This window comes from Streptomyces sparsogenes subsp. cuspidosporus (assembly GCF_039532705.1).
Taxonomy (GTDB): Bacteria; Actinomycetota; Actinomycetes; order Streptomycetales; family Streptomycetaceae; genus Streptomyces; species Streptomyces sparsogenes.
The window spans coordinates 246176-272228 of sequence record NZ_BAAASD010000004.1 but is presented as its reverse complement, the minus strand read 5'-3'; the positions used below and the strand labels follow the sequence as shown (position 1 = coordinate 272228).

Annotated in this window: 17 protein-coding genes and 1 pseudogene; 12 read left to right on the top strand and 6 right to left on the bottom strand. The window is 71.3% G+C overall.

The window, feature by feature from the left end; genetic code table 11:
- The first annotated feature begins 14 nt into the window (after positions 1–14).
- From ABFY07_RS07365 to ABFY07_RS07335, 7 genes and pseudogenes are all read left to right on the top strand, one after another.
- Positions 15–1229, top strand: coding sequence for an arginine deiminase (locus ABFY07_RS07365; RefSeq protein ID WP_346173653.1), 1215 nt, complete (start codon positions 15–17; stop codon positions 1227–1229).
- A 20-nt stretch (positions 1230–1249) separates the two neighbouring features.
- Positions 1250–2251 (top strand): ornithine carbamoyltransferase, encoded by a 1002-nt coding sequence (gene argF / locus ABFY07_RS07360; RefSeq protein ID WP_346173652.1) that lies wholly within the window; start codon positions 1250–1252, stop codon positions 2249–2251.
- A gap of 2 nt (positions 2252–2253) precedes the next feature.
- Complete coding sequence (locus tag ABFY07_RS07355; protein ID WP_346173651.1) at positions 2254–3177, top strand: carbamate kinase; 924 nt, start codon at positions 2254–2256, stop codon at positions 3175–3177.
- A 161-nt stretch (positions 3178–3338) separates the two neighbouring features.
- Positions 3339–3959 carry a hypothetical protein gene (locus ABFY07_RS07350; RefSeq protein ID WP_346173650.1) on the top strand — a complete coding sequence of 207 codons (621 nt, stop codon included), beginning with the start codon at positions 3339–3341 and terminating at the stop codon, positions 3957–3959.
- 116 nt (positions 3960–4075) lie between these two features.
- Positions 4076–4975 (top strand): universal stress protein, encoded by a 900-nt coding sequence (locus ABFY07_RS07345; protein WP_346173649.1) that lies wholly within the window; start codon positions 4076–4078, stop codon positions 4973–4975.
- Positions 4976–4998: 23 nt separating this feature from the next.
- Positions 4999–6021, top strand: a complete 1023-nt coding sequence (locus ABFY07_RS07340; protein ID WP_346173648.1) for a zinc-dependent alcohol dehydrogenase — start codon at positions 4999–5001, stop codon at positions 6019–6021.
- 130 nt (positions 6022–6151) lie between these two features.
- Positions 6152–6349: pseudogene (locus tag ABFY07_RS07335) on the top strand (type I glyceraldehyde-3-phosphate dehydrogenase); the annotation flags it as partial.
- 417 nt (positions 6350–6766) lie between these two features.
- Here ABFY07_RS07335 and yicI read toward each other — a convergent pair.
- Genes yicI through ABFY07_RS07320 form a run of 3 tightly spaced genes read right to left on the bottom strand, consistent with a single transcriptional unit; the run spans position 6767 to position 12055 of the window.
- Positions 6767–9049: an alpha-xylosidase gene (gene yicI / locus ABFY07_RS07330; RefSeq protein ID WP_346173647.1), complete on the bottom strand. Its 2283-nt coding sequence runs from the start codon at positions 9047–9049 to the stop codon at positions 6767–6769.
- Positions 9046–9189 (bottom strand): family 1 glycosylhydrolase, encoded by a 144-nt coding sequence (locus tag ABFY07_RS07325; protein ID WP_428836867.1) that lies wholly within the window; start codon positions 9187–9189, stop codon positions 9046–9048. The genes yicI and ABFY07_RS07325 overlap by 4 nt, the downstream gene beginning before the upstream one ends.
- A gap of 25 nt (positions 9190–9214) precedes the next feature.
- Positions 9215–12055, bottom strand: coding sequence for a glycoside hydrolase family 3 C-terminal domain-containing protein (locus ABFY07_RS07320; protein ID WP_346173646.1), 2841 nt, complete (start codon positions 12053–12055; stop codon positions 9215–9217).
- 371 nt (positions 12056–12426) lie between these two features.
- Here ABFY07_RS07320 and ABFY07_RS07315 point away from each other — a divergent pair, with 371 nt between their 5' ends.
- From ABFY07_RS07315 to ABFY07_RS07295, 5 genes are all read left to right on the top strand, one after another.
- Positions 12427–14109 carry a type 2 periplasmic-binding domain-containing protein gene (locus tag ABFY07_RS07315; protein WP_346173645.1) on the top strand — a complete coding sequence of 561 codons (1683 nt, stop codon included), beginning with the start codon at positions 12427–12429 and terminating at the stop codon, positions 14107–14109.
- A complete protein-coding gene (locus ABFY07_RS07310) occupies positions 14109–15179 on the top strand; it encodes an ABC transporter permease (RefSeq protein ID WP_346173644.1) in 1071 nt (356 codons plus the stop codon). Before ABFY07_RS07315 ends, ABFY07_RS07310 begins: the two co-directional genes overlap by 1 nt.
- The gene (locus ABFY07_RS07305; protein ID WP_346173643.1) at positions 15176–16102 is read left to right on the top strand and encodes a carbohydrate ABC transporter permease; all 927 of its coding nucleotides are present in this window, start codon (positions 15176–15178) and stop codon (positions 16100–16102) included. Before ABFY07_RS07310 ends, ABFY07_RS07305 begins: the two co-directional genes overlap by 4 nt.
- 108 nt (positions 16103–16210) lie before the next feature.
- The gene (locus tag ABFY07_RS07300) at positions 16211–18178 is read left to right on the top strand and encodes a beta-galactosidase (RefSeq protein WP_346173642.1); all 1968 of its coding nucleotides are present in this window, start codon (positions 16211–16213) and stop codon (positions 18176–18178) included.
- Positions 18175–20376, top strand: coding sequence for a glycosyl hydrolase family 95 catalytic domain-containing protein (locus ABFY07_RS07295; protein WP_346173641.1), 2202 nt, complete (start codon positions 18175–18177; stop codon positions 20374–20376). The genes ABFY07_RS07300 and ABFY07_RS07295 overlap by 4 nt, the downstream gene beginning before the upstream one ends.
- Before the next feature lie 15 nt (positions 20377–20391).
- On the opposite strand, the gene ABFY07_RS07290 is transcribed toward ABFY07_RS07295, so the two are convergent.
- From ABFY07_RS07290 to ABFY07_RS07280, 3 genes are all read right to left on the bottom strand, one after another.
- A complete protein-coding gene (locus tag ABFY07_RS07290; RefSeq protein ID WP_346173640.1) occupies positions 20392–21906 on the bottom strand; it encodes a glycoside hydrolase family 43 protein in 1515 nt (504 codons plus the stop codon).
- Between the two features lie 71 nt (positions 21907–21977).
- Entirely contained in the window at positions 21978–23738 is a 1761-nt protein-coding gene (locus ABFY07_RS07285) for a cellulase family glycosylhydrolase (RefSeq protein ID WP_346173639.1), read from the bottom strand.
- Between the two features lie 118 nt (positions 23739–23856).
- Positions 23857–25998 (bottom strand): alpha-galactosidase, encoded by a 2142-nt coding sequence (locus tag ABFY07_RS07280; RefSeq protein WP_346173638.1) that lies wholly within the window; start codon positions 25996–25998, stop codon positions 23857–23859.
- Positions 25999–26053: the final 55 nt, after the last annotated feature.

The window sequence follows — 26053 nt, the reverse complement described above, 5'->3', positions numbered from 1 at the left end:
AAGGAACCCCCGCTATGCCTACCTTCCACGTCGACTCCGAAGTCGGCCCGCTGCGCCAGGTGATCCTGCACCGCCCCGGCCTCGAACTGTCCCGTCTCACCCCGCGCAACGTCGACGCCCTGCTCTTCGACGACATCCTGTGGGCCAAGCGCGCCCGCGAGGAACACGACGCGTTCGCCCAGGTCCTGCGCGACCACGGCACCCGCGTCCACTACTTCGCCGATCTGCTCGCCCAGACCCTCGACATCCCCGAGGCCCGCGACTGGCTCCTCGACCGGGTCGTCACTCCGGCCACCGTCGGTCCGGCCCTCATCGACCCGGTCCGCGCCCTCTGCGCCGAGCTGGACGGCGAGACGCTCTCCGGCTACCTCATCGGCGGGCTGCTCAAGAGCGACCTGCCGCTGGCCGACCCGCACAGCCTGGTGTGGAGCGCACTCGACGCCGACGACTTCGCCCTCACCCCGCTGCCCAACCACCTCTTCCCGCGCGACAACTCCTGCTGGATGTACGACCGGCTCTCCGTGAACCCGATGGCCAAGCCGGCCCGACGCCGCGAGAGCCTGCACGCGGAGGCGATCTACCGCTTCCACCCGATGTTCACGGAGGTCGCGCCGCGGCCGCTGCTCGACGGTGCCGTGGGCACACTGGAGGGCGGCGACGTCCACGTCCTCGGCAACGGTGCCGTCATGGTCGGCATGGGCGAACGGACCACGGCCCAGGCCGTGGAGAACCTGGCCGCCCGGCTGTTCGCGAGCGGCACGGCAGACCGGCTGATCGCCGTCCACCTGCCCGCCACCCGCGCCTACATGCACCTCGACACGGTGCTGACCATGCTCGACCGCGACGCCTTCGCCGTCTACCCGGGCCTGGCCGACTCCCTGCGTTCCTGGACCCTCACCCCCAGCGACACCCGCGGGACCGGCTTCGACGTCACGCCGAACTCCGACCTGGCCACCGCGCTCGCCGAGGCCCTGGACCTGGACAAGGTCCGCCTGCTCTCCGCGCCGCAGGACGTCCGGGGCGCCGAGCGCGAACAGTGGGACGACGGGAGCAACTTCCTCGCCCTCGCGCCCGGCGTCGTCGTCGGCTACGAGCGCAACGTCACCACCAACACCTACCTGCGCAAGCAGGGCATCGAGATCGTCACCATCGCCGGCGCCGAACTCGGCCGCGGCCGCGGCGGCCCCCGCTGCATGAGCTGCCCCATCGAACGCGGCCCGGCCGCCTGACCCCCGGAAGGGACACCATCATGACCGTCGATCTGCGAGGCCGCTCCTACCTGAGCGAACTCAACTTCACCGCCGCGGACATGCACCACCTCCTCGATCTCGCCGCCGAACTCAAGACGGCCCGCCGCGCCGGCACCGAACAGCCCAGGCTCACCGGCCGGCACATCGCCCTTCTCTTCGAGAAGTCCTCCACCCGCACCCGCTGCGCCTTCGAGGTCGCCGCCGCCGACCAGGGCGCCGCCACCACCTACCTCGGCCCCGGCGACACCCACGTCGGTCACAAGGAGTCCGTCGCCGACACCGCCCGCGTCCTCGGCCGCATGTTCGACGGCATCGAGTACCGGGGCTCCGCCCAGTCGATCGTCACCGGACTCGCCGCCCACTCCGGCGTCCCCGTCTACAACGGACTGACCGACACGGCCCACCCCACCCAGAGCCTGTGCGACATGCTCACCATGCGCGAGCACAGTACCAAGCCGCTCACCGACATCAGCTACTGCTACCTCGGCGACGCCCGCAACAACATGGGCAACTCCCTGCTCTCCATGGGGGCCCTGCTCGGCATGGACGTGCGCATCGCCGCTCCCCGCGCGCTGTGGCCGGACAGCGGGCTGGTCGCCACCTGCCGGAAGCTCGCCGCGCGCAGCAAGGCCCGCGTCACCCTCACGGAAGACGTCGAGACCGCCGTGCGCGGCGCCGACTTCCTGCACACGGACGTGTGGGTCTCGATGGGGGAGCCCGCCGACACCTGGCGCGAGCGCATCGACCTGCTTCTGCCGTACCAGGTCAACGGAAAGACCCTGGCGGCCACCGGAAACCCGGACGTCAAGTTCCTGCACTGCCTGCCGTCCCTGCACGACGACGGCACCGGGCTCGGCAGGGAACTGCTCGCCACCTACGGCCTGACAGGACTCGAAGTCACCGACGAGGTCTTCTCCTCACCCGCCTCCCTCGTCTTCGACCAGGCCGAGAACCGCCTGCACACCATCAAGGCCGTCCTCGTCGCCACCCTGGAGGACTGACCATGCGCATCGTCGTCGCGCTCGGCGGCAACGCCCTGCTGCACCGCGGTGAACGCCCCGACGCGGCCGTCCAGCAGACCAACATCGACCGCGTCGCCACCGCGCTGGCCGCCCTCGCCCAGGAACACGAGCTGGTCGTCACCCACGGCAACGGGCCGCAGATCGGGCTGCTCGCCATGGAGAGCGAGGCCGACCCCGCGCTCAGCGCCCCGTACCCGCTCGACCTCCTCGGCGCACAGACCCAGGGCATGATCGGTTCCCTGCTGGCCCGCGCCCTGCACGAGGCCCTGCCCGGGCGCAGGATCGCCGCACTCGTCACCCACACCCTCGTGCGGACCGACGACCCCGCGTTCACCCGTCCCACGAAGTTCGTCGGTCAGGTGCACTCGCGCGCCACGGCCGAGAAGCTGGCCCGCGAGCGCGGCTGGCACATCGTCCGGGACACCACCGGGTGGCGCCGCGTCGTACCCTCCCCGGCGCCCGAACGGATCCTGGAGACCGACACCGTCCACGACCTGCTCGGCCTCGGCACCCTGGTGATCTGCGCCGGCGGGGGAGGCGTCCCCGTGACCGCCGCCCCCGACCCGGGCGCCCGGACCGGCGTCGAGGCCGTCATCGACAAGGACCTCACCGCCGCCCTGCTCGCCGAGGACCTCAAGGCGGACTTCCTCCTCATCCTCACCGACGTGCCCTGCGTGTACGAGAGGTACGGCACACCGGACCAGCGGCCTCTCTCCGACGTCACCCCCGCCGACCTGCGCCGGGGCGGTTTCCCGGACGGCTCTATGGGCCCCAAGACCGAGGCCGCCGCCCGCTTCGTGGAACGTACCGGAGGACTGGCCGCGATCGGGGCACTGGAGGCCGCGTACGAGATCGTCCACGGGGGTTCCGGCACCCTGGTCCGCCCGCATCTCACGGTCGGCTGAACGGCGGCAGCCCCGTCATACGTGCCGTCAACCGGCCCGCGCGGCAGGGACCTTCAGCCCCGTCGTCAGTGCCCTTCGGCATCCGGCGCATCGCGGCGCACACCGCGAGAGTGAGCAGTGTCAAGCAAACGACACCTGAAAACGCGGAAAGGACCACCATCATGGCCGTGCACCAGCACTCCCACCGCAGCCCGGACTTCCCCCTGTCGCCGCGCCGGAACCGGGCCGGGGCCGCGAGCGCCGTGTCAGAAGGGCTCCACACGCACACCGCGCAGGTCCGCGCCCTCGCGTCCCTGCGCGTCCTGACCGGGTTCGTCTTCCTGTGGGCGTTCCTGGACAAGGCCTTCGGGCTCGGATACGCCACGGCGTCCGGCAAGGGCTGGACCGACGGCGTGTCCCCGACGAAGGGCTTCCTCAGCTCCGTCGCCGCCGGGCCCATGGAGTCCACCTTCCACGCGTGGGCCGGCGACGCGTGGGCGGACTGGCTGTTCATGCTCGGTCTGCTCGGCATCGGCGTTGCCGTCATGACCGGCGTGGCGCTGCGACCGGCGGCGGCGGCCGGCACGGCGATGCTGGCGCTGATGTGGCTCGCCGAGTGGCCGCCGGCCAAACACCTGTCCAACGGTTCACCGAGCATGTCCACGAACCCGTTCGCCGACTACCACCTGATCTACGCCGCCGCGCTGGTCGCCGTGGCGGCAGCGGGCGCCGGCGCCACCTGGGGCCTGGGCCGGCTCTGGGCACGCCTGCCGATCGTCCGCGACCACGCCTGGCTGCGCTGACCGCGACCCCCCCCGCGCCGCGCCCTCCCGCCTGAGGCGCCGCGGCCCCACCCGAACCGAACCCCGAACACGACGCTGGAATCGGGCCGTCGCGCCCGATTCAGGAGGTGGAGAACATGTCCCGCACCATCACCGTGGGCCTCGACGGCTCGCCCGAGAGCCACGCCGCCGCCGAATGGGCGGCCCACGAGGCCGAGCTGCGCGGACTGCCGGTGAAGCTCGTCCAGGTCTGGGGGCCGGTGCCGACCCCGATGGCCGAGGCCCCGTTCCCGGGAGCCGAGAAGAACCAGCACTGGAGCGAACAGATTCTCCGTGAGGCCGCCGATGCCCTGCGCCTGCGCCACCCCGGCGTCGAGGTGACCACCGAACAGCTCACCGGACGGCCCGCCGAGGCCCTGATCGGCGCCGCGGAGGACGCCCACCTCCTCGTCCTCGGCTCCCGGGGCCTGAGCGGGATCGGCGGCTTCCTGGTCGGCTCCGTGGGCCTCGCGGTGGTGGCGCACAGCGAGCGGCCCGTCATCCTGGTCCGCGCCGGTGAACAGGCTCCGAAGGAGCGGGAACCGGCGGCGACCGCTGCCGGTGCCGCACAGCTGCGGCCCGTCCTGCTCGGACTGGACACCACCACCCCGGACCCGGCCCTCATCGAGTTCGCCTTCGAGGCCGCCGCCCGCCGCGCCGTGACACTGCGGGTACTGCACGGCTGGAACCCGCCGTACTACTACGCCTACGCCATGGCCCCCGACCCGGCGGTCACCGAGACGGTGGCCCAGGCCGACGCCGCCGCCTTGGCGGAGACGCTGCAGCCCTGGCGGCAGAAGTACCCCGATGTCGTGGTCGTCGCGGAGTCCCGCTGCTGCAGCCCGTCGCTCGCCCTGATCGACGCCTCCCACGAAGCCTCCCTGGTCGTCCTCGGCCGGAGCATCCGCCGCTCGTCCGTCGGTGCCCACATCGGGAGCGTCACCCACGCCGTCCTGCACCACGCCACCGCCCCGGTCGCCGTCGTCGCGCACGACTGAGCCGCCACTCCCAGGAGAAACCCATGAAAGCAGCTGTCGTACGGGCCTTCGGCGAGCCTCTGGTCATCGAGGAGCGGCCCGACCCCGAGCCCGGCCCCGGCCAGGTCCGCATCCGCGTCGAAGCCTCCGGGCTGTGTCACACCGACATCCACGCCGCCCACGGCGACTGGCCCGTCAAGCCCGACCCGCCGTTCGTCCCCGGTCACGAGGGTGTGGGCCTCGTCGAGGCGCTCGGCGACGGAGTCACCCACCTCCACATCGGGCAGCGGGTGGCGGTCCCCTGGCTCGGCAGGGCCTGCGGACGGTGCGAGCACTGCCTGTCCGGCTGGGAGACACTGTGCGAGCAGCAGATCAACACCGGGTACGGCTGCGACGGCGGGTACGCCGAGAAGATGCTGGCCTGGGCCGACTTCGCCCAGCCGGTGCCCGAGAACCTCACCCCCTTCGACGCCGCCCCGCTCACCTGCGCCGGCGTCACCACCTACAAGGCGCTCAAGGTCGCCGATGTGCGGCCCACCCAGCTCGTGGCCGTCTCCGGTGTGGGCGGGCTCGGGCACCTGGCCGTGCAGTACGCCAAGATCGCCGGTGCCACGGTCGCCGCGATCGACGTCACCGACGACAAGCTGGAACTTGCCCGGGAACTGGGCGCGGACCTCGTCATCGACGCCCGCGAGCAGGATGTCGGGGCGGAGCTGAAGAAGCACGGCGGCGCCCACGCGGCGATCGCACTGGCCGTGAATCGGACCGCGTTCGAGGCCGTCAACTCCGGTCTGCGGCGCGGTGGGAAGCTCGTCATGGTGGCGCTGCCCGCGCACGGCACGATCCAGGTGCCGATCTTCGACACCGTGCTGAACGGCACGGCGATCATCGGCTCCATCGTCGGCACGCGGCAGGACCTCGCCGAGGTCTTCCGGCTGCACGCGGCCGGGCGCACACGGGTCATCCACGAGACCCGGCCGCTCGCCTCCGTGAACGAGTCCATCGACGCCGTGCTGCGCGGCGAGATCAAGGCCCGGATCGTCTTCGACCTGGGTGCCGACGGGTGACCGCGTCCGGCAGCCGCCCCGCGGGGCACCCCGTGGGCCTGGTGGTACCCGAACTGGCCGGCGCCCTCGACGGGATCGCCGTCCGGGTCCCCGTGGATCGGCGGCTTCGGCGAAAGCCGCGTTGATCTCGTCGGCGGCACCGAGCGTCTCGCGCGACATCATCATCGGCGACCCCGCCTCCTGCGTCCTCGACGCCGCGCTGACCCAGGCCAAGGGCACCTTGGCGAAGGTCTTCGGCTGGTACGACAGCGAGTGGGGCTACACCAACCGGCTTCCGGACCTCACCGCGCTGGTCGCCGACGACCGCTCGGACCGGCCGGAGGCTTGAAGGAACGCGTGATGCCGTGGAGGGCCACCGACCGCGCCCGCGCCGCGGCAGCCCGACCCTGCTCGGCGTGGCCGTCGCCCTCACCCCGCGGCGGAGCAGCACCTCCCGACCGGTCTCCGGCAGCGGCGCCGGAGACCGAGTCCCCGGCAGCGGCGCCGGAGACCGAGTCCCCGGCAGCGGCGTCGAGACCGCCTCCCCGGCTCTTTCCGCCTGACCGGGAGAACGGCCACGCCGCCGGCCCGCGGCCGGCAGGGCCCGGCGGCGCGGTTGGTTCTCACGCTCACCGCGGGAGAAGGAGGAGCGCGTCGCAGGTGCCCACCCCCCCCGGTCTTGGTCGTGGGGACGGCCAGGCTGGGCACCTCGGCCTCGGCCATCAGAACAGTCCGAGCTGCGCGGGCCCCGCCCTGGCCGTCGGGTTCAGGCCGGGTACGGCAGGTCGGCCTCCGAGGTGCCGGCGGGGTGGGGGTGCACGGTCGCGTTCGGGCCGCCGATCCGCAGCTGCCACGGGTGCGGGCTGTCGGTGGTCACGTGCAGTCGGCCGCCCCGGCGGCGCAGGTGGAAGCGGGCCGTCTCACCGGGGCCGTCGGTGCTGGGGATCACCACGGTGTGCTCGGCGCCCTCGGCGAAGGCGTGCACCCGCAGTTCGACGCCGTCGGCCCAGGCGGAGACCGGATGCTGGTCGTCGGCGGCCAGCGGGATGACCGAGTCCGGGCGGGCCAGCAGGGGCAGGGTGTGGAAGCCGTGCTGCTCGCGGACCCAGCGCGGACCGGTGACCTGAGCGCCCGTCAGCACATTGGTCCAGGTGCCTTCCGGCACGTAGTACTCGACCGTGCCGTCGTCGGTGAAGACCGGGGCGACGAGCAGGTCGTCGCCGAGCATGTACTGCCGGTCGAGGGTGGCGGCCGCCGGGTCGTCGGGGAATTCCAGCACCATGGCGCGCATCACCGGGACACCGGTGGTGTGTGCCTGCTGCGCGGCGCGTTGGAGGTACGGGGCGAGGCGGTGCTTGAGCAGGGTGAACTCGCGGGTGACGTCGACGGCCTCCTCGCCGTAGTCCCACGGCACGCGGTACGACTTGCTGCCGTGCAGGCGGCTGTGCGAGGAGAGCAGCCCGAACTGCACCCACCGCTTGAACACGGCCGGGGTCGGGGTGCCCTCGAAGCCGCCGATGTCATGGCTCCAGAAACCGAATCCGGACAGGCCGAGGGAGAGTCCGCCGCGCAGCGACTCGGCCATGGCCTTGAAGTGGGACTCGCAGTCGCCGCCCCAGTGGACCGGGTACTGCTGGCCGCCGGCGGTGGCGGACCGGGCGAACAGCAGCGCCTCGCCCTCGCCCCGCTCGGCGCGCAGCAGCTCGAAGACGGCCTGGTTGAAGAGGTGGGTGTAGTAGTTGTGCATCCGCTCGGGGTCGGAGCCGTCGTGCCAGACGACGTCGGTGGGGACGCGCTCGCCGAAGTCGGTCTTGAAGCAGTCCACGCCCTGGTCGAGCAGCGTCTTCAGTTTGCCGGTGTACCAGTCGCGCGCGGCCGGGTTGGTGAAGTCCACCAGGGCCATGCCGGGCTGCCACAGGTCCCACTGCCACACGCTGCCGTCCGGGCGCCGCACCAGGTAGCCCTCGCGCATGCCCTCCTCGAATACCGCCGACTTCTGTGCGATGTAAGGGTTGATCCACGCGGAGATCCGCAGCCCCTGCTGCTTGAGCCTGCTCAGCATGCCGGCCGGGTCGGGGAAGGTCTCCGCGTCCCATGTGAAGTCGCACCACTGGTAGGCGCGCATCCAGAAGCAGTCGAAGTGGAAGACGCTCAGCGGGATGCCGCGCTCGGCCATGCCGTCGATGAAACGGCCCACCGTGGCCTCGTCGTAGTCGGTGGTGAAGGACGTGGTCAGCCACAGGCCCAGGGCCCAGGCGGGCGGCAGGGCCGGGCGCCCGGTGAGCGCGGTGTAGCGCGCCAGGATCTGCTTCGGGGTCGGGCCGTGGACGACGAAGTACTCCAGCGACTGGTCCTCGACGCTGAACTGGACCTGGCCGACCGACTCGGAGCCGACCTCGTAGCTGACCTTGCCGGGATGGTTCACGAAGACGCCGTATCCACGGTTGGTCAGGTGGAACGGGACGTTCTTGTACGCCTGCTCGCTGCTGGTGCCGCCGTCGGCCTGCCAGATGTCCACGGTCTGCCCGTTCTTGACGAACGGGGTGAAACGCTCGCCCAGGCCGTAGACGAGCTCTCCGACGTCCAACGAGAGCTGGCCGAGCATGTAGTGGCGGCCCTCGGCGTCGGTGACGAAACCGGTGCCGCGCTCGCCGGCGGAGGTCAGCACGCGTCCGCCGGCGGTGAACTCCAGCAGCCACGGCTGTTCGGTGTCCACCCGCAGCGTCAGTTCGCCGGAGGACAGCTCCAGCACCGCTCCGTCCCGGCGTACCTTGCCCGCATCGCCACCGGCGCCGGGCAACGCGAACTCCGGCCCCCGGCGCACCGATCCGGCGTGGTGGGTGGTTCGCACGCCGATGACTCCCTCGGCCGGGGACCAGCACTCCACCGTCAGGAGCGGGCTGTTGAGGGTCTGCCCGCGCCGGCTCACGTGTTTCACGGGTGCGTACAGCGTCATCCGGTGGTCATCGGCGTGGATGTCGGCGACCTCGGTGGCATAGCGGGCGGTGCAGCCCGGGCGCATCAGCCAGTAGCCGTCCGTGAACTTCATCGGGCACGTTCCTCCGTCCGCGCGCGGTGCGCGGTGATCAGGCCCCGGTACCAGTGGTAGCTGTTCTTGGGGGTGCGGTTCAGGGTGTCGTCGTCGATGCGGGCCAGGCCGAAACGCTGGTCGCGGCCTGGCTCCCGCACCGTGCACAGGGGGTCGATGCGGACCTCAGCCGGAGAAGGTGACGCGCGCGAGCCGCACCGGTCCGCGCAGTCCGAGGCGGACGTCGTGCACACCGCCCGCCACCACGACGGGGGCGCTCACCGTGGTGTAGTCGTAGGGTCCGGCGGTACCCGGGGAGAGGGTGAGCACTGTCAGTGCCGGACCGCCGCCCAGCGACAGTTCGACCGCGCCCTCACCCGCCGCCTCCACCGCGATTCCGGCAGCCCCCTTGCCGAAGTCGCAGTCACGGAACACCAGCTCGCCCTCACGGCCGGCCACGGGGATCACGGAGTCACCGGACGTCTTCGCGCGGTCCACGATCTCCGTGTCGCTCTGGTCGTCGAAGTCCACCGCCTCCAGGCCGCCCACCATGACCGGCCGGGGGGCGGACGGCTCGCCGTCGAGGTCGACGGTCTCCACCAGGCGGATGTCCTCGCTGGACGCTCCGACGAGGATCTCGTGGCGGCCCGGGGCCACCCGCTGACGTCCCCGCGCCACGTCCCAGAACGCGAACGCCGACAGCGGCACCCGGAAGGCGATCTCCGTGGCCTCGCCGGGCGCGAGCGTCACACGCCGGTGCGCGGCCAGTTCCCTGCGGGGCCGTGGCACCGACGGGTCCGTGGCCCGGGTGTAGAGCTGGGCGACCTCGTCCGCGGTGATGTCACCGGTGTTGCGGACCGTGAAGGTCACGTGCAGTGTCCCGTCCTCGACGCGAGTCGTGAGGTCTGCGTAGGAGAAGGACGCGTACGACAGGCCGTGGCCGAACGGGAAGAGAGGCGTGCCCTCGAAGTAGAGGTACGTCTGGCGGCCGCCGATCACGTCGTAGTCGAGGAGGTCGGGCAGGTCGGAGTCGTCGGCGTACCAGGTCTGCGGGAGGCGGCCGGCGGGGGAGACGTCGCCTGCCAGGATCCGGGCCAGGGCGCTGCCGGCCGCCTGGCCGCCGTGGGCCGTCCACAGCAGCGCCGGCACCTCCCCGTGGTCGACCGCGTACGGATACGCCGACACCAGCGCCAGCACCGTGTTCGGGTTGGCCCTGCGGGCCGCGCGCAGAAGACGCTCCTGGTGGCCGGGGAGGGCCAGGGTGCTGCGGTCCTCGGTCTCGCGTCCGTTGATGTGCGGATCGTTGCCCCCGACCACCAGGACCACGTCCGCCTGTGCGGCGGCCCGGCTCACCGCGTCCTCGCCGCTTTCGACGACGACGACCTCGAAGACCTCCCCGTTCCCGTCGGCGGCCTTGACGCCGTCGGCGGTGACGGAGACGGGGTGCCCCGTACCGATGTGCCGGAGAAGATGCCCGTCGCCGTGCGGTTCCAGGCGGAACGTCTCCTGGACGATCCAGCCTCCGGGCTGGTCGGCGGAGGCCCGGACAAGACCGTCCTCGGCGACGGAGAGATAGCGGCCGTCGGGGGCGCGCAGGGTCAGCACGCCCCCGCCCCAGTCGATGAGGGAGAGTTCGGTGCCGGTCGCGTCGGTGGTGAGCGGGGGCAGGTCCGTCCGGCCCGCGAGCAGGGCCGGGTCGAGGGCGCCTTCCGCGCCGCGGACCTTGTCGTCGGCGTCCGTCTCGGGCACGTGCAGGAAGGTACCGGCCGAGGTCTTCAGCAGGATCCGGTCCACGCCCTCCGCGAACCGCACGCGCTCCGGGCCGAACCGCTCGCGCAGGCCCTCCAACGGGGTGCGGCGGTGCAGGAGCGTGCCGCTGTACCAGTCGAGCTTGCACTCGTCGGCGAGCGGGCCGACCACGGCGAGCCGGGTGCCGGGGGCGAGCGGCAGCAGGCCGCCGTCGTTCTTGAGCAGCACGACCGCCTGCTCGGCGGCCTCCTGGGCGAGGGCGCGGTGGGCCGGGGTGTCGAAGTCCGTGGTGAGCGCGTACGGGTCGTGGTCCGGGTCGAACTCGCCGAGGCGGAAACGGACCGAGAGCTGGCGGCGGACCGCCGCGTCGATGTCCGCCTCGGTCAGCAGGCCCTTGTCGAGAGCGCCGCGCACCCGCGCGGTGATCTTCGAGCTGTCGGTGCCGTGGTCGGTGAAGCTGTCGACGCCGGCCAGCAGCGCGGCGGCCGTCGCCTCCTCGTGGGTGTCGAAGTAGTGCTCGGAGTCGACCAGGTTGGAGGGCGCGCCCGCGTCCGAGCAGACCAGCAGGTCCTCGTCGGTCCAGGTGCGCAGATGCTCGCGCAGATAGGGCGAGAGGTGGTTCGGGCGGCCGTTGACCAGGTTGTACGCCGGCATCACGCCGGCCACGGCGCCCGCCTCGACCGTCTCGCGGAAGGCGCGCAGGTCGTATTCGTGCAGGACGCGCGGGCGGACCGAGGAGGACGTGACGTCGCGGCCCGTCTCGTTGTTGTGGGCCAGCCAGTGCTTGAGGACGGGTGCGGTGCGCCAGTAGGTCGGATGGTCGCCGCGCAGACCGCGGGTGTAGGCGGTGGCGATGGCAGAGGTGAGCCTCGGGTCCTCCGAGTAGCCCTCCTCGTTGCGGCCCCACAGAGGGTGGCGCAGCAGGTTCACGGTCGGCGCCCAGACGTTCAGCCCCACGCGGTCGTCGCGGGCGCGCATCGCCCGGACCTCCTTGGACACCGCCTCGCCGACCCGTCGTACGAGATCCGTGTTCCAGGTCGCGCCCAGGCCCACCGCCTGCGGGAAGACGGTGGCCGGGCCCATCCAGGCCACGCCGTGCAGGGCCTCCTGACCGGTGCGGAACGCGGCGACGCCGAGCCGCTCCACGGCGGGTGCGTACTGGTGCAGGAATCCGATCTTCTCGTCGGGGGTGAGCCGCGCCAGAAGGTCGTCGACGCGCTTCGCGAACGGCAGTCGCCGATCGCGGAAAGGCGGAATTGGCGGCGTGTGTGCGGTCACTTGGGGGTCCCCTTGCCCATGGAGCGGTGTAAACGCTTTCGAAGCGCTTCGATGCTCAGTCGACCCGGGGGTGGGTGTCAAGACACCCCGGCGCAACATCTTCGACTCCTGACCGTTATTCAGGTGAGATATGAGCGCGTTCGGGTCCTCGCACCTCGGAGGAATCTTGGAATCGACCCTTGTGTGCCCTCACGCCTTCACTTAACCTCGCAGCAACTTCGAAGCGCTTCGACTGCGAGGCCGCCCACGTGTGGATGGGGTGTCTCTCGGTAGTGGTCGGAGGACTGCTTCAGCTCAGCCGACTCCACCAAGGACACTACAGCCGACGGCCCACCGCCGAGTGTCCAGGTGCGCCATGAAGGGTTGACGCAATGACGCCGAATGCCGCCTCCATCTCCTCAGGACCCAGCCGGAGAAGCTTCCTCGCTTCCACGGCGGTCGCCACCGCAGCGGTGGCCGGGGGGATACCGCTGCTCACCGCCTGCGGCGGTTCGGACAGCGGTTCGCGAGAGGGTGCCACGTCGGGTAAGGCAGCGGACAAGCTGATCCCGACGTACGTCGCCAGCAAGACCGCTGCCAAGCCGGACCTTCCGTCGAAGAACGGTTCGTCGGCCGGCTACACCGGCAAGATCGACCTCGCGAAGCTGGTCACCTCGGTCCCGGACAAGCTCGGCACCGGCGCCCCCTTCAAGATCATGTCCCCGTTCTGGGGCTCCCCGCCGAAGCCGGGGTGCGTCTACTACACGGCGCTCGACGCTGCGGCGGGCACCAAGATCACCTGGCAGAACCAGGACGGCATCACCTACGGCGAGAAGCTCGGCGCCGTCCTCGCCTCCAGCTCGATACCCGACATGGTGGTCGTGCCCAGCTGGGAACTGGTCGGCAAGATCTCGAGCGCGGTCACCGCGAAGTTCATGGACCTCGGCCCCTACCTGGCGGGCGACAAGGTCAAGAAGTACCCGAACCTGGCCGCGATCCCCTCCGACTCCTGGCGCATGTCCATCTTCGGTGGCGCGCTGCGCGGCATCCCGATGCCCGCCGCTCCCGCGAACATGATCGTGCCCTATTACCGCAAGGACCTCTTCGACAAGAAGGGCTACACCGTTCCCAAGTCGCCCGACGAGTTCCTGAGCTGGGCCAAGGAGGCCACCAGCGCCAAGGCCAAGGTATGGGCCTGTGGCGACATGAGGTGGGCGGCGGCAGCCATCTTCGGTCTCCTCCCCGCCGGACCGCTCGGCTGGAACATCGGGGACGACGGCAAGCTGACGTACCGCATCGAGCACCCCGAGTACCTCGAACACCTGGAGTGGGTCCGCAAGCTGTTCGACGCGGGCGTGGTCCATCCCGACGACAAGGCCATCACGGGCGACGCCGGCCAGCGGTTCACCGCCGGGCAGATCCTGGTCTTCAACAGCGACACCTCCGCCTGGTACGGCAAGACCGCCGAACAGGCGAAGTCCAATCCGGACTTCGACATGGAGGGCATGGACTACTTCGGCGCCGACGGCGGCAAGCCCACGCTGTACGCCGGCCCGCCCGCCACCATCTGGTCGATGATCCGCAAGGGCGCTTCGAAGGAGACGATCGAGAACGCGCTGGCCGCCGCCAACTTCGCGGCAGCGCCCTACGGCACCAAGGAGCGGATGTTCGTCGACTACGGCGTCGAGGGCACCCACTACACGGTCGAGAACGGCGTCCCGGTCAAGACCGACAAGGGCAACCAGGAGGTGGTCAACGCCTGGCCGATGCTGGCCGCCCCGGCTCCCTACCTGGCCCACCCCGACCTTCCCGAGGTCGCCCGCAAGCAGGTCGAGTGGCAGCAGCGGCAGGGCGCCTTCGTGAAGAAGACGTCCACCTACGGCATGAACATCGTCGAACCGGCCCGCTACGCGACCCTCTCCAGCCAGTTCGAGCAGATGGAGATCGACTTCGTGCGCGGCCACAAGAAGCTGTCCGATGTGCAGCAGGCCATCTCCACCTGGAAGTCCTCCGGTGGCGACAAGCTGCGCGACTGGTACAAGAAGCTTCTCGACAAGAACGGCAGCGGCAACTGATGTCGCTCACGGCCGGGAGCCGACCGGACGGGACCCGTCCCCCCGCGGCCGTCGAGGAGCCGGCGGCCGCGGTCGCCACCGCGGCGGCGAAGATCCGGGTGCCACGCAGGACGAGCAAGGCGGGCAAGGCCGGCAAGGCGGGCAAGGTCCCCTGGCGGACGCGGCTGCGCCGCGACCGCGCGCTCATCCTGATGACCTTGCCCGTCATCGCCCTGCTGTTCCTCTTCAACTACCTCCCCCTGCTCGGCAACATCGTCGCTTTCCAGGAGTACGACCCGTACGTCTCCAGCAACGGCATCACGGCGATCTTCCACAGCCCCTGGGTGGGCGTGGAGCAGTTCTCGCGGATGTTCGACGACCCGTTGTTCTGGAGCGCCGCGAAGAACACCGTCGTCCTGTTCGTGCTCCAACTGGTGCTGTTCTTCCCGGTCCCCATCGTCCTCGCGCTGGTCATCAACAGCGTGATCCGGCCCCGGGTGCGGGCCGTGGCGCAGGCGATCATGTATCTGCCGCACTTCTTCTCGTGGGTCCTCGTGGTCACCGTGTTCCAGCAGGTCCTCGGTGGCGCGGGCATCATCGCGCAGACCCTGGAGAAGCACGGGTGGGGCGGCTTCGACCTGATGACCGACGCGGACCTCTTCAAGTACCTGGTCATCGGGCAGACCGTGTGGAAGGACGCCGGCTGGGGGATCATCGTCTTCCTCGCGGCCCTGTCCGCCGTCAGCACCGACCTGTACGAGGCCGCCGCCATGGACGGCGCGGGGCGCTGGCGACGCATGTGGCACGTCACCCTGCCCGCGCTGCGCCCGGTGATCGCCCTGCTGCTGGTCCTGCGGGTGGGCGACGCGCTGAGCGTGGGATTCGAGCAGTTCCTGCTCCAGCGGTACGCGGTCGGCGCGGGGGCCAGCGAGGTCCTCGACACCTACGTGTGGAACGTGGGTATCCAGAACGGCGACTTCAGCTATGCGGCCGCGGTCGGCCTCGTCAAGGGAGTCATCGGAGTGTGTCTCGTCCTGGGCGCGAACAAGGTCGCGCACCTGCTCGGCGAGCAGGGGGTGTACAAGAAGTGAGCCTCAACACGCAGCTCATCCGCAGCCTGAAGGCTCCCCCTCGCCCCGCATGGGAGGAGCCGCCGAGCAAGGTCGGACTCACCGCCAAGGGCGGCTTCCTCCTGCTCTGCTGCCTGGGGGTGCTCGGTCCGCTGTGGATCGTGATCGTCACCAGCCTCTCTCCCAAACCCGTGATCGACCGGGTCGGCGGACTCGTGGTGATCCCCCAGGGCATCACCTTCGTCAACTACACCGAACTGCTCAGCGGCGGCCAGGTCAGCCGCGCCATCATGGTCTCGGTCGGTGTCACGCTCTTCGGCACGCTGTTCTCCATGATGGTCTCGGTGCTCGCGGCCTACGGGCTGTCCCGGCCGGGCAGTCTGGGTCACCGGTTCTTCCTGATGACCATGATGGCGACCATGTTCTTCGGAGCCGGGCTCATCCCGACGTACCTCCTGGTGCAGTCGCTGGGCCTCACCGACACCTATCTGTCGCTGGTCCTCCCGAGCGCGGTCAGTGTCTTCAACATCCTCGTCCTGCGGGCCTTCTTCATGGGGATCTCCCCGGAGCTCACCGAGTCCGCCCGCATCGACGGCGCCGGCGATCTGCGCATCCTGCTGACCATCATCGTGCCGCTGTCGCGCGCGGTGCTGGCCGTCATCTCCCTGTTCTACGCGGTCGGCTACTGGAGCGCCTGGTTCAACGCCTCCATCTACCTCACCGACCAGGAGATGATGCCGCTGCAGAACGTGCTCATCCAGTTGGTCCAGAAGAACACCCAGGCGCCGACCGGCCTCCAGCAGGCGGTCCACACCGGGCAGCTCTCCGCCCTGGGACTGCAGATGGCCGTCATGGTCCTCGCCCTGATCCCCGTCGCGGTCGCCTCCCCCTTCGTCCAGCGGCACTTCAAGAAGGGCATGCTCACCGGAGCCATCAAGGGCTGAGACCCCCTTGACCCCCTTCCCCTTCGTCAAGACCGAGGTATGTCATGAGCACGCTTTGCCTCAGCGGGCTTCCGCTGGTGCCGGTTCGCAGCACGGGGAGCCCGTCCGATGCCCGATCTGAATGACGCGACACGGGGCCGCCTGCTCTTCGGTGGCGACTACAACCCCGAACAGTGGCCCGAGGAGACCTGGCACGAGGACGTCCGGCTGATGAAGGCGGCCGGGGTCAACTCGGTCACCCTCGGCGTCTTCTCCTGGTCGACGCTGGAACCGGAACCCGGCGCCCGGGAGTTCGGCAAGCTGGACACGCTGATGGACCTGATGCACGACCACGGCATCGGCGTCGTCCTCGCCACTCCCACCGCCTCGCCCCCGCCCTGGATGGGCCGGCTGCACCCGGACACCCTGCCCGTCACCGAGGACGGCCGCACCGAGTGGTGGGGCGGCCGGCAGCACTTCTCCCACTCCAGCGCCAGCTACCGGCGCTACGCCGCCGCCATCACCGAGGACCTCGCCGCCCGCTACGGCGGCCACCCGGCCCTCACCATGTGGCACATCAACAACGAGTACTGCACCTTCGACTACGGGGACCAGGCTGCGGCCGCCTTCCGCCGCTGGCTGCGCGAGAAGTACGGCTCGCTCGACGCCCTCAACGAGGCATGGGGCACCGCCTTCTGGAGCCAGGGCTACGACACCTGGGACGGCATCCTGCCGCCGCGCCTGCCGCACTACATGCGCAACCCCGGTCAGATGCTGGACTTCAGGCGCTTCACCTCCGACATGCTCCTGGAGTGCTACGTCGCCGAGCGCGACATCGTCCGCCGCCACACCCCGCACCTGCCGGTCACCAGCAACTTCATGCCGCTGTGGTTCGGCCAGGACGCCTGGCGCTGGGCCGAGGAGGAGGACGTCGTCTCCGTCGACATCTACCCCGACCCGCGCGACCCGCTGGGGGCCCAGTCCGGCGCCCTCGTGCAGGACCTGACCCGCTCCCAGGCGCGCGGGCCGTGGATGCTCATGGAACAGGCGGCCGGGCCCGTCAACTGGCGGGGTGTGAATCACCCCAAGCCACGCGGCCTCAACCGGCTCTGGTCCCTCCAGGCCGTGGCCCGGGGCGCCGACGCCGTCTGCTACTTCCAGTGGCGGCAGTCCCGGCAGGGCGCGGAGAAGTTCCACTCCGGCATGGTCAGCCATGCCGGGGAGGAGGGCAGGACCTACCAGGAGGTCAAGCGGCTCGGCGCGGACCTCGCGCGGATCGCCCCGGACGTCTCCGGCCGGCACGTCACCGCCGACATCGCCGTCCTGCACGACTGGCACTCCTGGTGGGCCGGCGCCCACGACGGCCGCCTGTCGACCCAGGTGGACTACCCGGACGTCCTGCGCGCCTGGCACCGAGCCCTCTGGCGGGCCAACCTCGCCACCGACTTCGCCCACCCCGAGCACGACCTGACACCGTACCCGGTGGTCGTCGTGCCCCAGCTGTACGCGCTCACCGACGCGGCGATCGACAACCTCCTCGCCCACGTCCGCGGCGGCGGCACCCTCGTGTGCGGCTTCCAGACCGGCGTCGCAGACCAGGACGACCGGGTCCGCCCCGGCGGCATGGACGCCCGGCTGCGCGAGCTGTTCGGCATCCGCACCCTGCACGAGTGGTGGCCGCTGGACGCCGGGGAGACCGTCGCCTGCGAGGGCTTCCGGGCGTCCCTGTGGTCCGAGGAACTGGAGGCCGACGGCACCGCCGAGGAGAGCATGGCGTACCAAGGCGGCGAACTGGACGGACTGCCCGCCGTCCTGCGCAAGGGCCGGGCCTGGTACCTCTCCACCCTTCCGGAACCTGAGGCGCTGCGCGACCTGCTGGCCCGGATCGCCTCCGGCGCGGGCGTCCGGCCGGTGCTCGACGGCCTCCCCGAGCAGGTCGAGGCCGTCCGTCGGGGCGAGACGCTGTTCGTGCTCAACCACGGCCGCGAGCAGGTGACCGTGGAGGTGCCCGGGACCCACCACGACCTGCTGACGGGGGAGGCCGTCACCGACCGGGTGACCCTCGGCCGCCACGGCGCTGCGGTGCTCCGGCCGTGACCGCCATCCACGGGCCCGTCCACGGCACCTGGGAGCCGCACCCAGCCGCTCGCTGGGAGGACGGTTTCCTGAGCGGCAACGGCCATCACGGCGCCCTTGTGTTCGGCGAACCGGACGCCGAGCGGATCGTCGTCACACATCACACCCTGGTCCGGCCGGGCGGCGACGGCGAACACCGCCGGCCGCCCCGGCTCGCCGCCGAACTGCCCGCACTGCAGGACCGCCTCCTGGCGGGCGACCGCACCGCCGCGGAGGGTTTCACCGACGGCCGTCCGCTGCAGTGGGTACGGCCCTTCCACCCCGCCTTCCAGGTCCGCCTGGCCCGCCGCGCCGCGGGCTGCCACGACTACCGTCGCGACGTCGACTTCACGACGGGCGTCGTGCGGACGACCTGCGCCGGCTGGAGAAGCCGGGTCTTCGTCTCCCGCGCCGACGACGTGATCGTCCAGCACATCACGGCGCCCGTCCTGACCCTCGACATCTCCTTGGACCACCGCCTCCCCGGCGCCCCCGACCACCTGGCCGTCGGCCACGGAGCCGTCGTCATCCCCGAGGGCGCCCTGCTGAGCCTGCGCGCCCGCTACCCCGACAGCGACCGCGCCTTCACCGGCGTCACCCTGGTCGTGGTCACCGGCGGGACGACGACCCTCGCCCCGCCCCACACGCACATCGAGGGCGCCCGGTCCGTCACTCTCCTCACCCGGGTCCGGCGGCACACCGGCGAACTCGACGTGACGGCGGAAGGCCGGGCCCTGCGCGACCTGCCGACGGTGTACGACGAACTCCTCGCACGCCATGTCGCCCTCCACCGCACCGCCTACGAGCGAGTCACCCTCGACCTCGCCGCCGACCCGGCCGGCCGGGCCCTGCCCGGCTCCGAGCTGCTGAAGAGACCGCGCGACCCCGCCCTGCTCGAGCGCCTCTTCGCGGCCGGCCGGTACCACCTGCTGTCCGCAAGCGGCCTCTTCCCGCCCCGCCTGACCGGCCTGTGGACCGGCGACTGGAACACCGCCTGGTCGGGGGCGTTCACCAACGACGCCAACCTCAACCTCCAGACCGCCTCCGCCCCGGCCGCCGCACTCCCCGAGGTCACCGAGGCCCACGCCACGCTGATCCACCGCCAGCTCCCCGACTGGCGCGACAACGCCCGCGCGATCTTCGGCGCCCGGGGCGTGGTCGCCCCCGCCCACAGCGACGGCGAGTCGGGCCACTCGTACCACTTCAGCCACGAGTACCCCCTGCACCTGTGGACCGCGGGCGCCGACTGGCTGCTCAAGCCGCTCGTCGACCACGACGAGACCCACGGAACCCGCGACCCGCGCACCGCGTCCGCCTTCGCCGACGTGGCCGTGTTCTACGAGGACTTCCTCACCCGCACCGACGACGACGGCCACCTCGTCGTCGTCCCCTCCTACTCACCCGAGAACCGCCCCGCGGGCGCGAGCTGGGGCACGATCAACGCGGCCATGGACCTCTCGGCGGCCCGCCACGCCCTGCTCACCGCGGCCGCCTACCACCCGGGCACCCCCGCGGCCGACCGCTGGCGGGCTCTCGCCGAGCGGCTCCCGCCGCACCGGATCAACGAGGACGGCGCCCTCGCCGAATGGGCCTGGCCCGGCCTCGTGGACTCCTACGACCACCGTCACCTCAGCCACCTCTACGGCGTCTGGCCGCTCGACGAGATCACCCCCTACGACACCCCCGACCTGGCGGCCGCCGCCCACCGCGCCCTCGAACTGCGCGGCGCGGAGAACGACTCCGCGCACGGCCACCTCCACCACGCGCTCATCGCCGCCCGGCTCCGCGACGGCGAACGCGTCGCCCACGCCCTCGGCCAGGTCCTGGACGGCGACTTCTTCCACACCTCCCTGATGAGCGCCCACTACCCGAACCGCCAGGTCTACAACGCGGACGCCGCGCACACCCTGCCCGCCGTACTGATCGAGATGTTCGTCCAGTCGACCCCCCACCGACTGGCCCTCCTGCCTGCGCCGCTCCCCGCTCTCCCGGCGGGCCGGCTCACGGGCGTGCGCACGCGATTCGGCGCCGAGGTCGATCTGACCTGGGGGCCCGACGGGGCGACGGCGGTCCTCAGGCCGACTCGCTCCGTCCGGATCGACGTCAGAACTTCTTCCGGCGACGCGGAGCCGATCGATCTCGTCGCCGGAGAGGACCACGCCCTCAGCATGGAGGCGTAGTGGGCCGGAGCCCGTTCAGGCGAGCGGTTCGTAGTCGAACCAGTCGAAGTGGACCGTGCCTTCGGCGGCGTACAGGCCGATGACCCGGCCGGTGAAGCCGCCGGCCACTTCGGTCGACAGGTAGCGGCCGTCGAGCGTCGCCAGAGCGGTGAACGTGCCGTCGGGCCCCTCGACGCCGAAGGAGACGACATCGGGCCCGGTGCGCGCGTCGTGCGGAGCCGGCGGTTCGATGACCCTGACGGCGAGGACCACCTCCGGCCCGGCAGGCAGGGTCTGGGAGGCCACGACGGTGCTCAGCGAGCCGACGCGCGCGATCACCCGGACGTCCGTGGCGGATGCCTCGATCTCGTAGTGGTGCCGCTCGTCGAGGCGGACGGCGAGGCCACCACGTCCCGACGCCGCGTCGACCAGGGTGCGTGCCCGGCACCTCAGGTGCCGCTGGCGGCGGCCGGCGAACACGACGTCCGGCTCGTCCAGGGAGCCGCCGCGAGCCCGGAGCGTCAGCCAGCCGGGGCGCTCCTCGGTGCTGTAGTGCTCGGCGGGACGGTCCCGAGGGGAGATCCACTGCGGCCGCAGTTCGCCGGCGTCGAAGTCGTCCCGTTGCTCCTCGGCGGGGCCGGGGAAGAGCGGCCAGCCGGGCACGGACGTCTCCAGCGGAACCCCGCCGACGACCGGCCAGCCGTCCACCCAGGTCACGGGCGCCAGAAACGTTTCACGGCCGAGCACGTGCCAGCCCGGGGTGCCGCCGCCCGGCCGGACGCCGAGCAGCACCATCCACCAGGAGCCGTCGGGGGCCTGCACGAGATCGGCGTGGCCGGTGTTCTGGATGGGGTGGTCGGTGCCGCGGTGGGTGAGGATCGGGTTGTCGGGGCACGGCTCGAACGGCCCGCCGGGCGTGCGGCCGCGGGCGATCGACACGCCGTGGCAGCGCTCGGTGCCGCCTTCGGCGATGAGCAGGTACCAGTAGTCGCCGATCCGGTACAGGTGCGGCGCCTCCGGGGCCTTGGCGCCGGGCCCGCCGGACCAGAGCTTGCGCGGTGCGCCGTACGTCTCGCCGGTGGACGGGTCGAGACGGATCTGCGACACCCCGGCGACCGTGCACCAGCAGGTGCCCTCCTCGTCCCAGGCCAGGTCGGGATCGATGCCGGGCACCCCCGGCGCCCGGACGGGGTCCGACCAGGGGCCGGCAGGGTCGGTGGCCGTGACGATCAGATTGCCGCCGCCCTCGCTCACGTTGGTGACGATCAGCCAGAAGCGTCCGTCGTGGTGGCGCAGGGTGGGGGCGTAGATCCCCGCGGAGGACGGCACGTCCGCGGCCAGACGCAACTGGCTCGGCCGGTCCAGGGCGTTGCCGATCTGTGTCCAGTGGACCAGGTCGCGGCTGTGGAAGAGGGGGATGCCGGGGAAGTACTCGAAACTGGAGCAGGCGAGGTAATAGTCGTCGCCGACCCGGCAGACGCTGGGGTCGGGGTGGAAGCCGGGAATCACGGGATTGACGAACGTGTTGTCCGCCTGGTGCTGGTGGGGCACCTGCTGTGTCCTTTCGTTGGGTCCGGGCAAAGAACCCCGGGTGCCGGGTCGGCACCCGGGGCGAGGGGCCGTCAGCCGACGGTGCCGGTCACCGAGGTTCCGGACTTTGTCACGCGGTACGTCACGGTGGCTCCGCTCCAGAAATGGAAGGTGAGCGTCGCCTGTGCGTTGTCACGCAGTGCGTTGATGAACTTGGGAGTGAGCAGGAGAGCGTTGCCCGGGTAGTCGGGGGAGAAGGATTCGTTGAACTCCTGGTAGGACGACCAGTCGACCGGGCCGGCGTTGCCGCCGTCGGCGTACCTGGCCTCCATGGTCGCCAGCTGGTCACCGCGGAACCGGGTGGGGATGGTGAGTCCGCCGGTGCCCCCGGTCGCGGGGGAGAGCACCGGCGTGTCGTACGTGGTCACGTGGATCTTCCAGGGGAGGCCCCGGGAGAACCGGGCCTCGATCGTCGCGTTGACGCCGTAGTCGCGGTTGCCCGCCAGCCGGGTCAGCGCGGCAGCCGTGAGCGTGAGCCGGCTTCCGGAGACGGTGTAGTCCCGGCCCTGGACGAGTGCCGTGCCGCCCTGCCACAGCCCCCGGAAGCCGGTGCCGTTGGGGCTCAGCGTGAGCGTCCGGGCCGTGATCGGACCCGACTTCGCCAGGAAGACGCGGTCCGAGGACGCGGTCCCGGAGCGTGTGGTCCAGCTCGACTTGATCTGGTTGATCAGGGCGGGGTCGGTCCACCGCAGCGTGGTGCGGTCCAGGAAGGCGAAGGTTCCGGGGTCCCACAGGGCCGTGGTCACTCCGGCGGCCCGGGCCTCGTAGCCGAACTGCTCGAAGTACTTCAGCGCCTCGCCCCGTTCGACCCGCGGGGGATGGTTGTGGTCGGGGTACGACAGCAGGCCGTACTCGCCGAGGTAGACGGGGATTCCCTTGGAGGTGAGGGTGTTGCGGATCCGGGCGAAGGAGTCGGTCATGTCCTTCTGCGCGGTGGCGTCGAACTCGGTGCCGCCCGCGACGTTCACGCTGAACGGGTACCAGCCGTAGTAGTGCACGGTCGCCACGAGGTTGGCGTCGTTCAGCGACTTCATCTCGCCGACCAGGGTGTCCAGGAATTCCTGGCCGGCGTTGGTGTGCAGGGTGGGCAGCACGAGCAGACGGGTCGCGTTGTTGCCGCCGGACTGGCGCACCACGGTGTGGAACGCGGTGTTCAGTTCGCTGTTGTACTGGATGCCCTGGGCGTCGGTGGTGTTGTTGAACTGCGGCTCGTTGTTGCTCTCGAAGAGCAGCGTCTGCGGGGAGTCCCTGAACGTGGCGGCGATCTGGGTCCAGGTGGCCTTGAAACGGGCCAGGACGTTGTCGTGGTCGGTGGGCATGTTCGCGATCCACTGCCACGAGTCGTGATGGACGTTGATCACGACGCGGAGACCGTCGGCCAGGGCCCAGTCGACCACCTGCTTGACGCGGTTCATCCAGGCCGAGTCGATCGTGTAGGGGGCGGTGGAGGACTGGTGGTCGGTCCACGTCACGGGGATCCGGACACTGCGGAAGCCCTGGGACCTGAGGGTGTCGAACAGGGCCTTGGTGACCGGCGGGTTGCCCCAGGACGTCTCGTCGGGGATGGCGTCCAGGGTGTTGCCCAGGTTCCAGCTCGGCTGCATCGCGGCCACCGTGTCCATCGGGCCGGCGGCAAGCCGGGGCTTTTCTGCCGAGGACGCGTCCTTGTGGCCCACTGCGGCGAAGGCCGCGGTGCTGGTCAGCCCGATGGTGGCGACCAGCGCCAGGAGGAGGCTGAGCACACGGCCGGGGCCGCGACCGCGGTGGCCGGTGGGTTGTTGCGTTCCCTTCATCTTTGCCCTTTCTCTGTTGGCCGGGCGGGGGTTCCGCCCATGGGGGGACGAAGCGGCAGATGGCCACCGGAGGGGCCCGTCGTCTCCACGGCGGCGGGGTGCGTGCGGTCGCGGTGGCTCAGGGCGCGTCCGGCACCGTGGGGGCGAGGCGGAGCAGCACGGCGGACGGAGCCGTGGGCAGCGTCAGCGTGAGCTCGGCGGACTCGGGGTCCCAGGAGGGAGCGGCCTGGCTCGCGGTGGGGTAGAGGATGTCGACGCGAGCCGCGGAGCCCTGGAGGTGAGGCAGGGGGAGGGCGGTGGTGGCCTCGGCGCCGGGGCGGCGCCAGACGGTGAGGTACGTGGTGGCGGGGGTGCGCAGGGCCAGGGCGAGCCACGGGTCGTTCCAGGCCGGCAGACCGAGCGGCCACGCGGGGACGGCCTGCGCCAGGTCGGTCCGGATGGCCTTGTACACATCGATGGCCTCGTGGACCAGGGCCCGGTCCTCGGGTCGGAGGTCCGGAAGCATTCCCGACAGGTGAACGCGGCCGAGGAGGGCGTTGGCCATGGTGAAGGCCACCTCGTCCGGGGAGTCCTCCGGCCGGGGGTAGGCCCAGACGGCGCCCTGCTCGGGGGTGACCGCGGTTGGCGCGGAGGCGGCGATGGGAGCGTAAAGCCGGAGGTTCTGCTGGTCGCTCGTGGACTGCAACTGGAGCCGCGACAGCAGCGCGTAGTCCCAGCGCATGCCGCCGGAGGAGCAGTTCTCCACCACGAGGTGCGGATAGCGGTCCAGGACGCCGTCGAGCCAGTCCAGCTGGGCACGGTTGTGGCCGAGCAGACCGGCGCCCGGGGTCTCGCCGGGGTGGGCGCTGGTGCCGGAGCCGGGATCGATGTTGTGGTCGAGCTTGAGGTAGCCGACGCCCCACTCGCCGACCAGGCGGTCCACGACCTGGTCCAGGTGGGCACGGGCAGCGGGGTGGCGCAGGTCCAGGTGGTGGCGGCCGGTCTCGGTGACGCGGACGCCGTCGCGGCGGAAGAACGCCTCGTCGGGCAGGGACTTCGCCATGGGGCTGCGTACGCCGATCACTTCCGGCTCCAGCCACAGGCCGGGGACCATACCGCGCTCCCGGATGCGGTCCAGCACCTCGTGGATCCCGCGGTCACCGGGGAAGCGGGAGGCGGCCGGCTCCCAGGCGCCGACGCTGTCCCACCAGCCGCCGTTGTCGCCGTCGTACCAGCCGGCGTCGATCACGAAGTACTCCGCGCCCGCCTCGGCCGCCGCGTCGATCAGTGGCAGCAGTTTCTCGGTGGTGGGGTCTCCCATCAGGCAGTTCATGTAGTCGTTGAAGATGACGGGGAGGCGCTGGTGGTCGGGGTGCGGGCGGCGGATCGCGCGGCGGTAGCGGGTGAGCGCGGCGAACGCCTCGTCCGGGCCGCCGTCGGCGCTGAAGGCGAGGGCGACGGGGACGGTGCGGAACTCGTCGCCGGGCTCCAGAGGGTGGCGCCAGCCGTGGTGGGTGTCGTTGGGGCCGAGCAGCGCCACGTAGGCCAGCTCGTCGCGTTCACCGCACTCCCAGTGCCAGCCGCCGCCGTTGTGTTCGATCTGCCACAGCCAGGTGCGGCCGGAGCGGCGGTCGGCCAGGCCGCCCATGGGCAGCCGGCCACAGCTGGACCACACGCCCCGCCCGGTCCGGGTGAACTCCCCCTTGCCGTTGTCGTAGGCGACGGCGCGGTCGTTCAGGACGGGGGAGGTCGCCCGCATCTGCCGGCGCTGCCAGCGGCATTCGGCGACCCAGTCGTTCTCCGCCCACAGCAGGTCCGCGTCCCCGATGGCTTCCGGACCGTCCGCCAAACAGCCGACGACAAGGGAGGAGACCGACTCCAGGTGCAGCGCGGCCTCGCCTTCGTTGCGCAGGACCACCTCGCCGCGCAGTACGGGCACGGCGTCCGGCGAGCGGTAGACCACCTCGGCCCCGAGCCCGGTCCCGGCATCGTGGAGTTCGACCGTCAGGACGTGCCAGTCACCGTCGCGAGTCGCTCGGTGGGCGCGGTAGCGCAGTCGGCCGCCGAGGGACGTGTCGATGAGGCGACCGCCCGACCAGGCGCGGCCGTGGCCCGCGGCCGTCACCTCCACCAGGGGCAGTGGGGGCCAGGAGCGCCCCTCGGGGGGTGGGCCACCGGGGAGGCCGATCCGCGTGAGGCGGGCGGTGCCGTCGTCGCCGACGCCGATCTCGACCTCCAGAGCCGAGTGGCCCCATCGGAGCGTCCGCGGTGTGCTGGTCATGGCGGCGGCCCTCCCTTCATGGCGTCGAAGCGCTTGACTTGGCGGCGAAACGTTA

Bases quoted from the DNA above. Each gene is read 5' to 3' on its own strand.
- ABFY07_RS07365 (WP_346173653.1), top strand. From the start codon at position 15: ATGCCTACCTTCCACGTCGACTCCGAAGTCGGCCCGCTGCGCCAGGTG.
- ABFY07_RS07310 (WP_346173644.1), top strand. From the start codon at position 14,109: ATGTCGCTCACGGCCGGGAGCCGACCGGACGGGACCCGTCCCCCCGCG.
- ABFY07_RS07340 (WP_346173648.1), top strand. From the start codon at position 4,999: ATGAAAGCAGCTGTCGTACGGGCCTTCGGCGAGCCTCTGGTCATCGAG.
- ABFY07_RS07345 (WP_346173649.1), top strand. From the start codon at position 4,076: ATGTCCCGCACCATCACCGTGGGCCTCGACGGCTCGCCCGAGAGCCAC.
- yicI (WP_346173647.1), bottom strand. From the start codon at position 9,049: ATGAAGTTCACGGACGGCTACTGGCTGATGCGCCCGGGCTGCACCGCC.
- argF (WP_346173652.1), top strand. From the start codon at position 1,250: ATGACCGTCGATCTGCGAGGCCGCTCCTACCTGAGCGAACTCAACTTC.
- ABFY07_RS07355 (WP_346173651.1), top strand. From the start codon at position 2,254: ATGCGCATCGTCGTCGCGCTCGGCGGCAACGCCCTGCTGCACCGCGGT.
- ABFY07_RS07350 (WP_346173650.1), top strand. From the start codon at position 3,339: ATGGCCGTGCACCAGCACTCCCACCGCAGCCCGGACTTCCCCCTGTCG.
- ABFY07_RS07285 (WP_346173639.1), bottom strand. From the start codon at position 23,738: ATGAAGGGAACGCAACAACCCACCGGCCACCGCGGTCGCGGCCCCGGC.
- ABFY07_RS07280 (WP_346173638.1), bottom strand. From the start codon at position 25,998: ATGACCAGCACACCGCGGACGCTCCGATGGGGCCACTCGGCTCTGGAG.
- ABFY07_RS07300 (WP_346173642.1), top strand. From the start codon at position 16,211: ATGCCCGATCTGAATGACGCGACACGGGGCCGCCTGCTCTTCGGTGGC.
- ABFY07_RS07315 (WP_346173645.1), top strand. From the start codon at position 12,427: ATGACGCCGAATGCCGCCTCCATCTCCTCAGGACCCAGCCGGAGAAGC.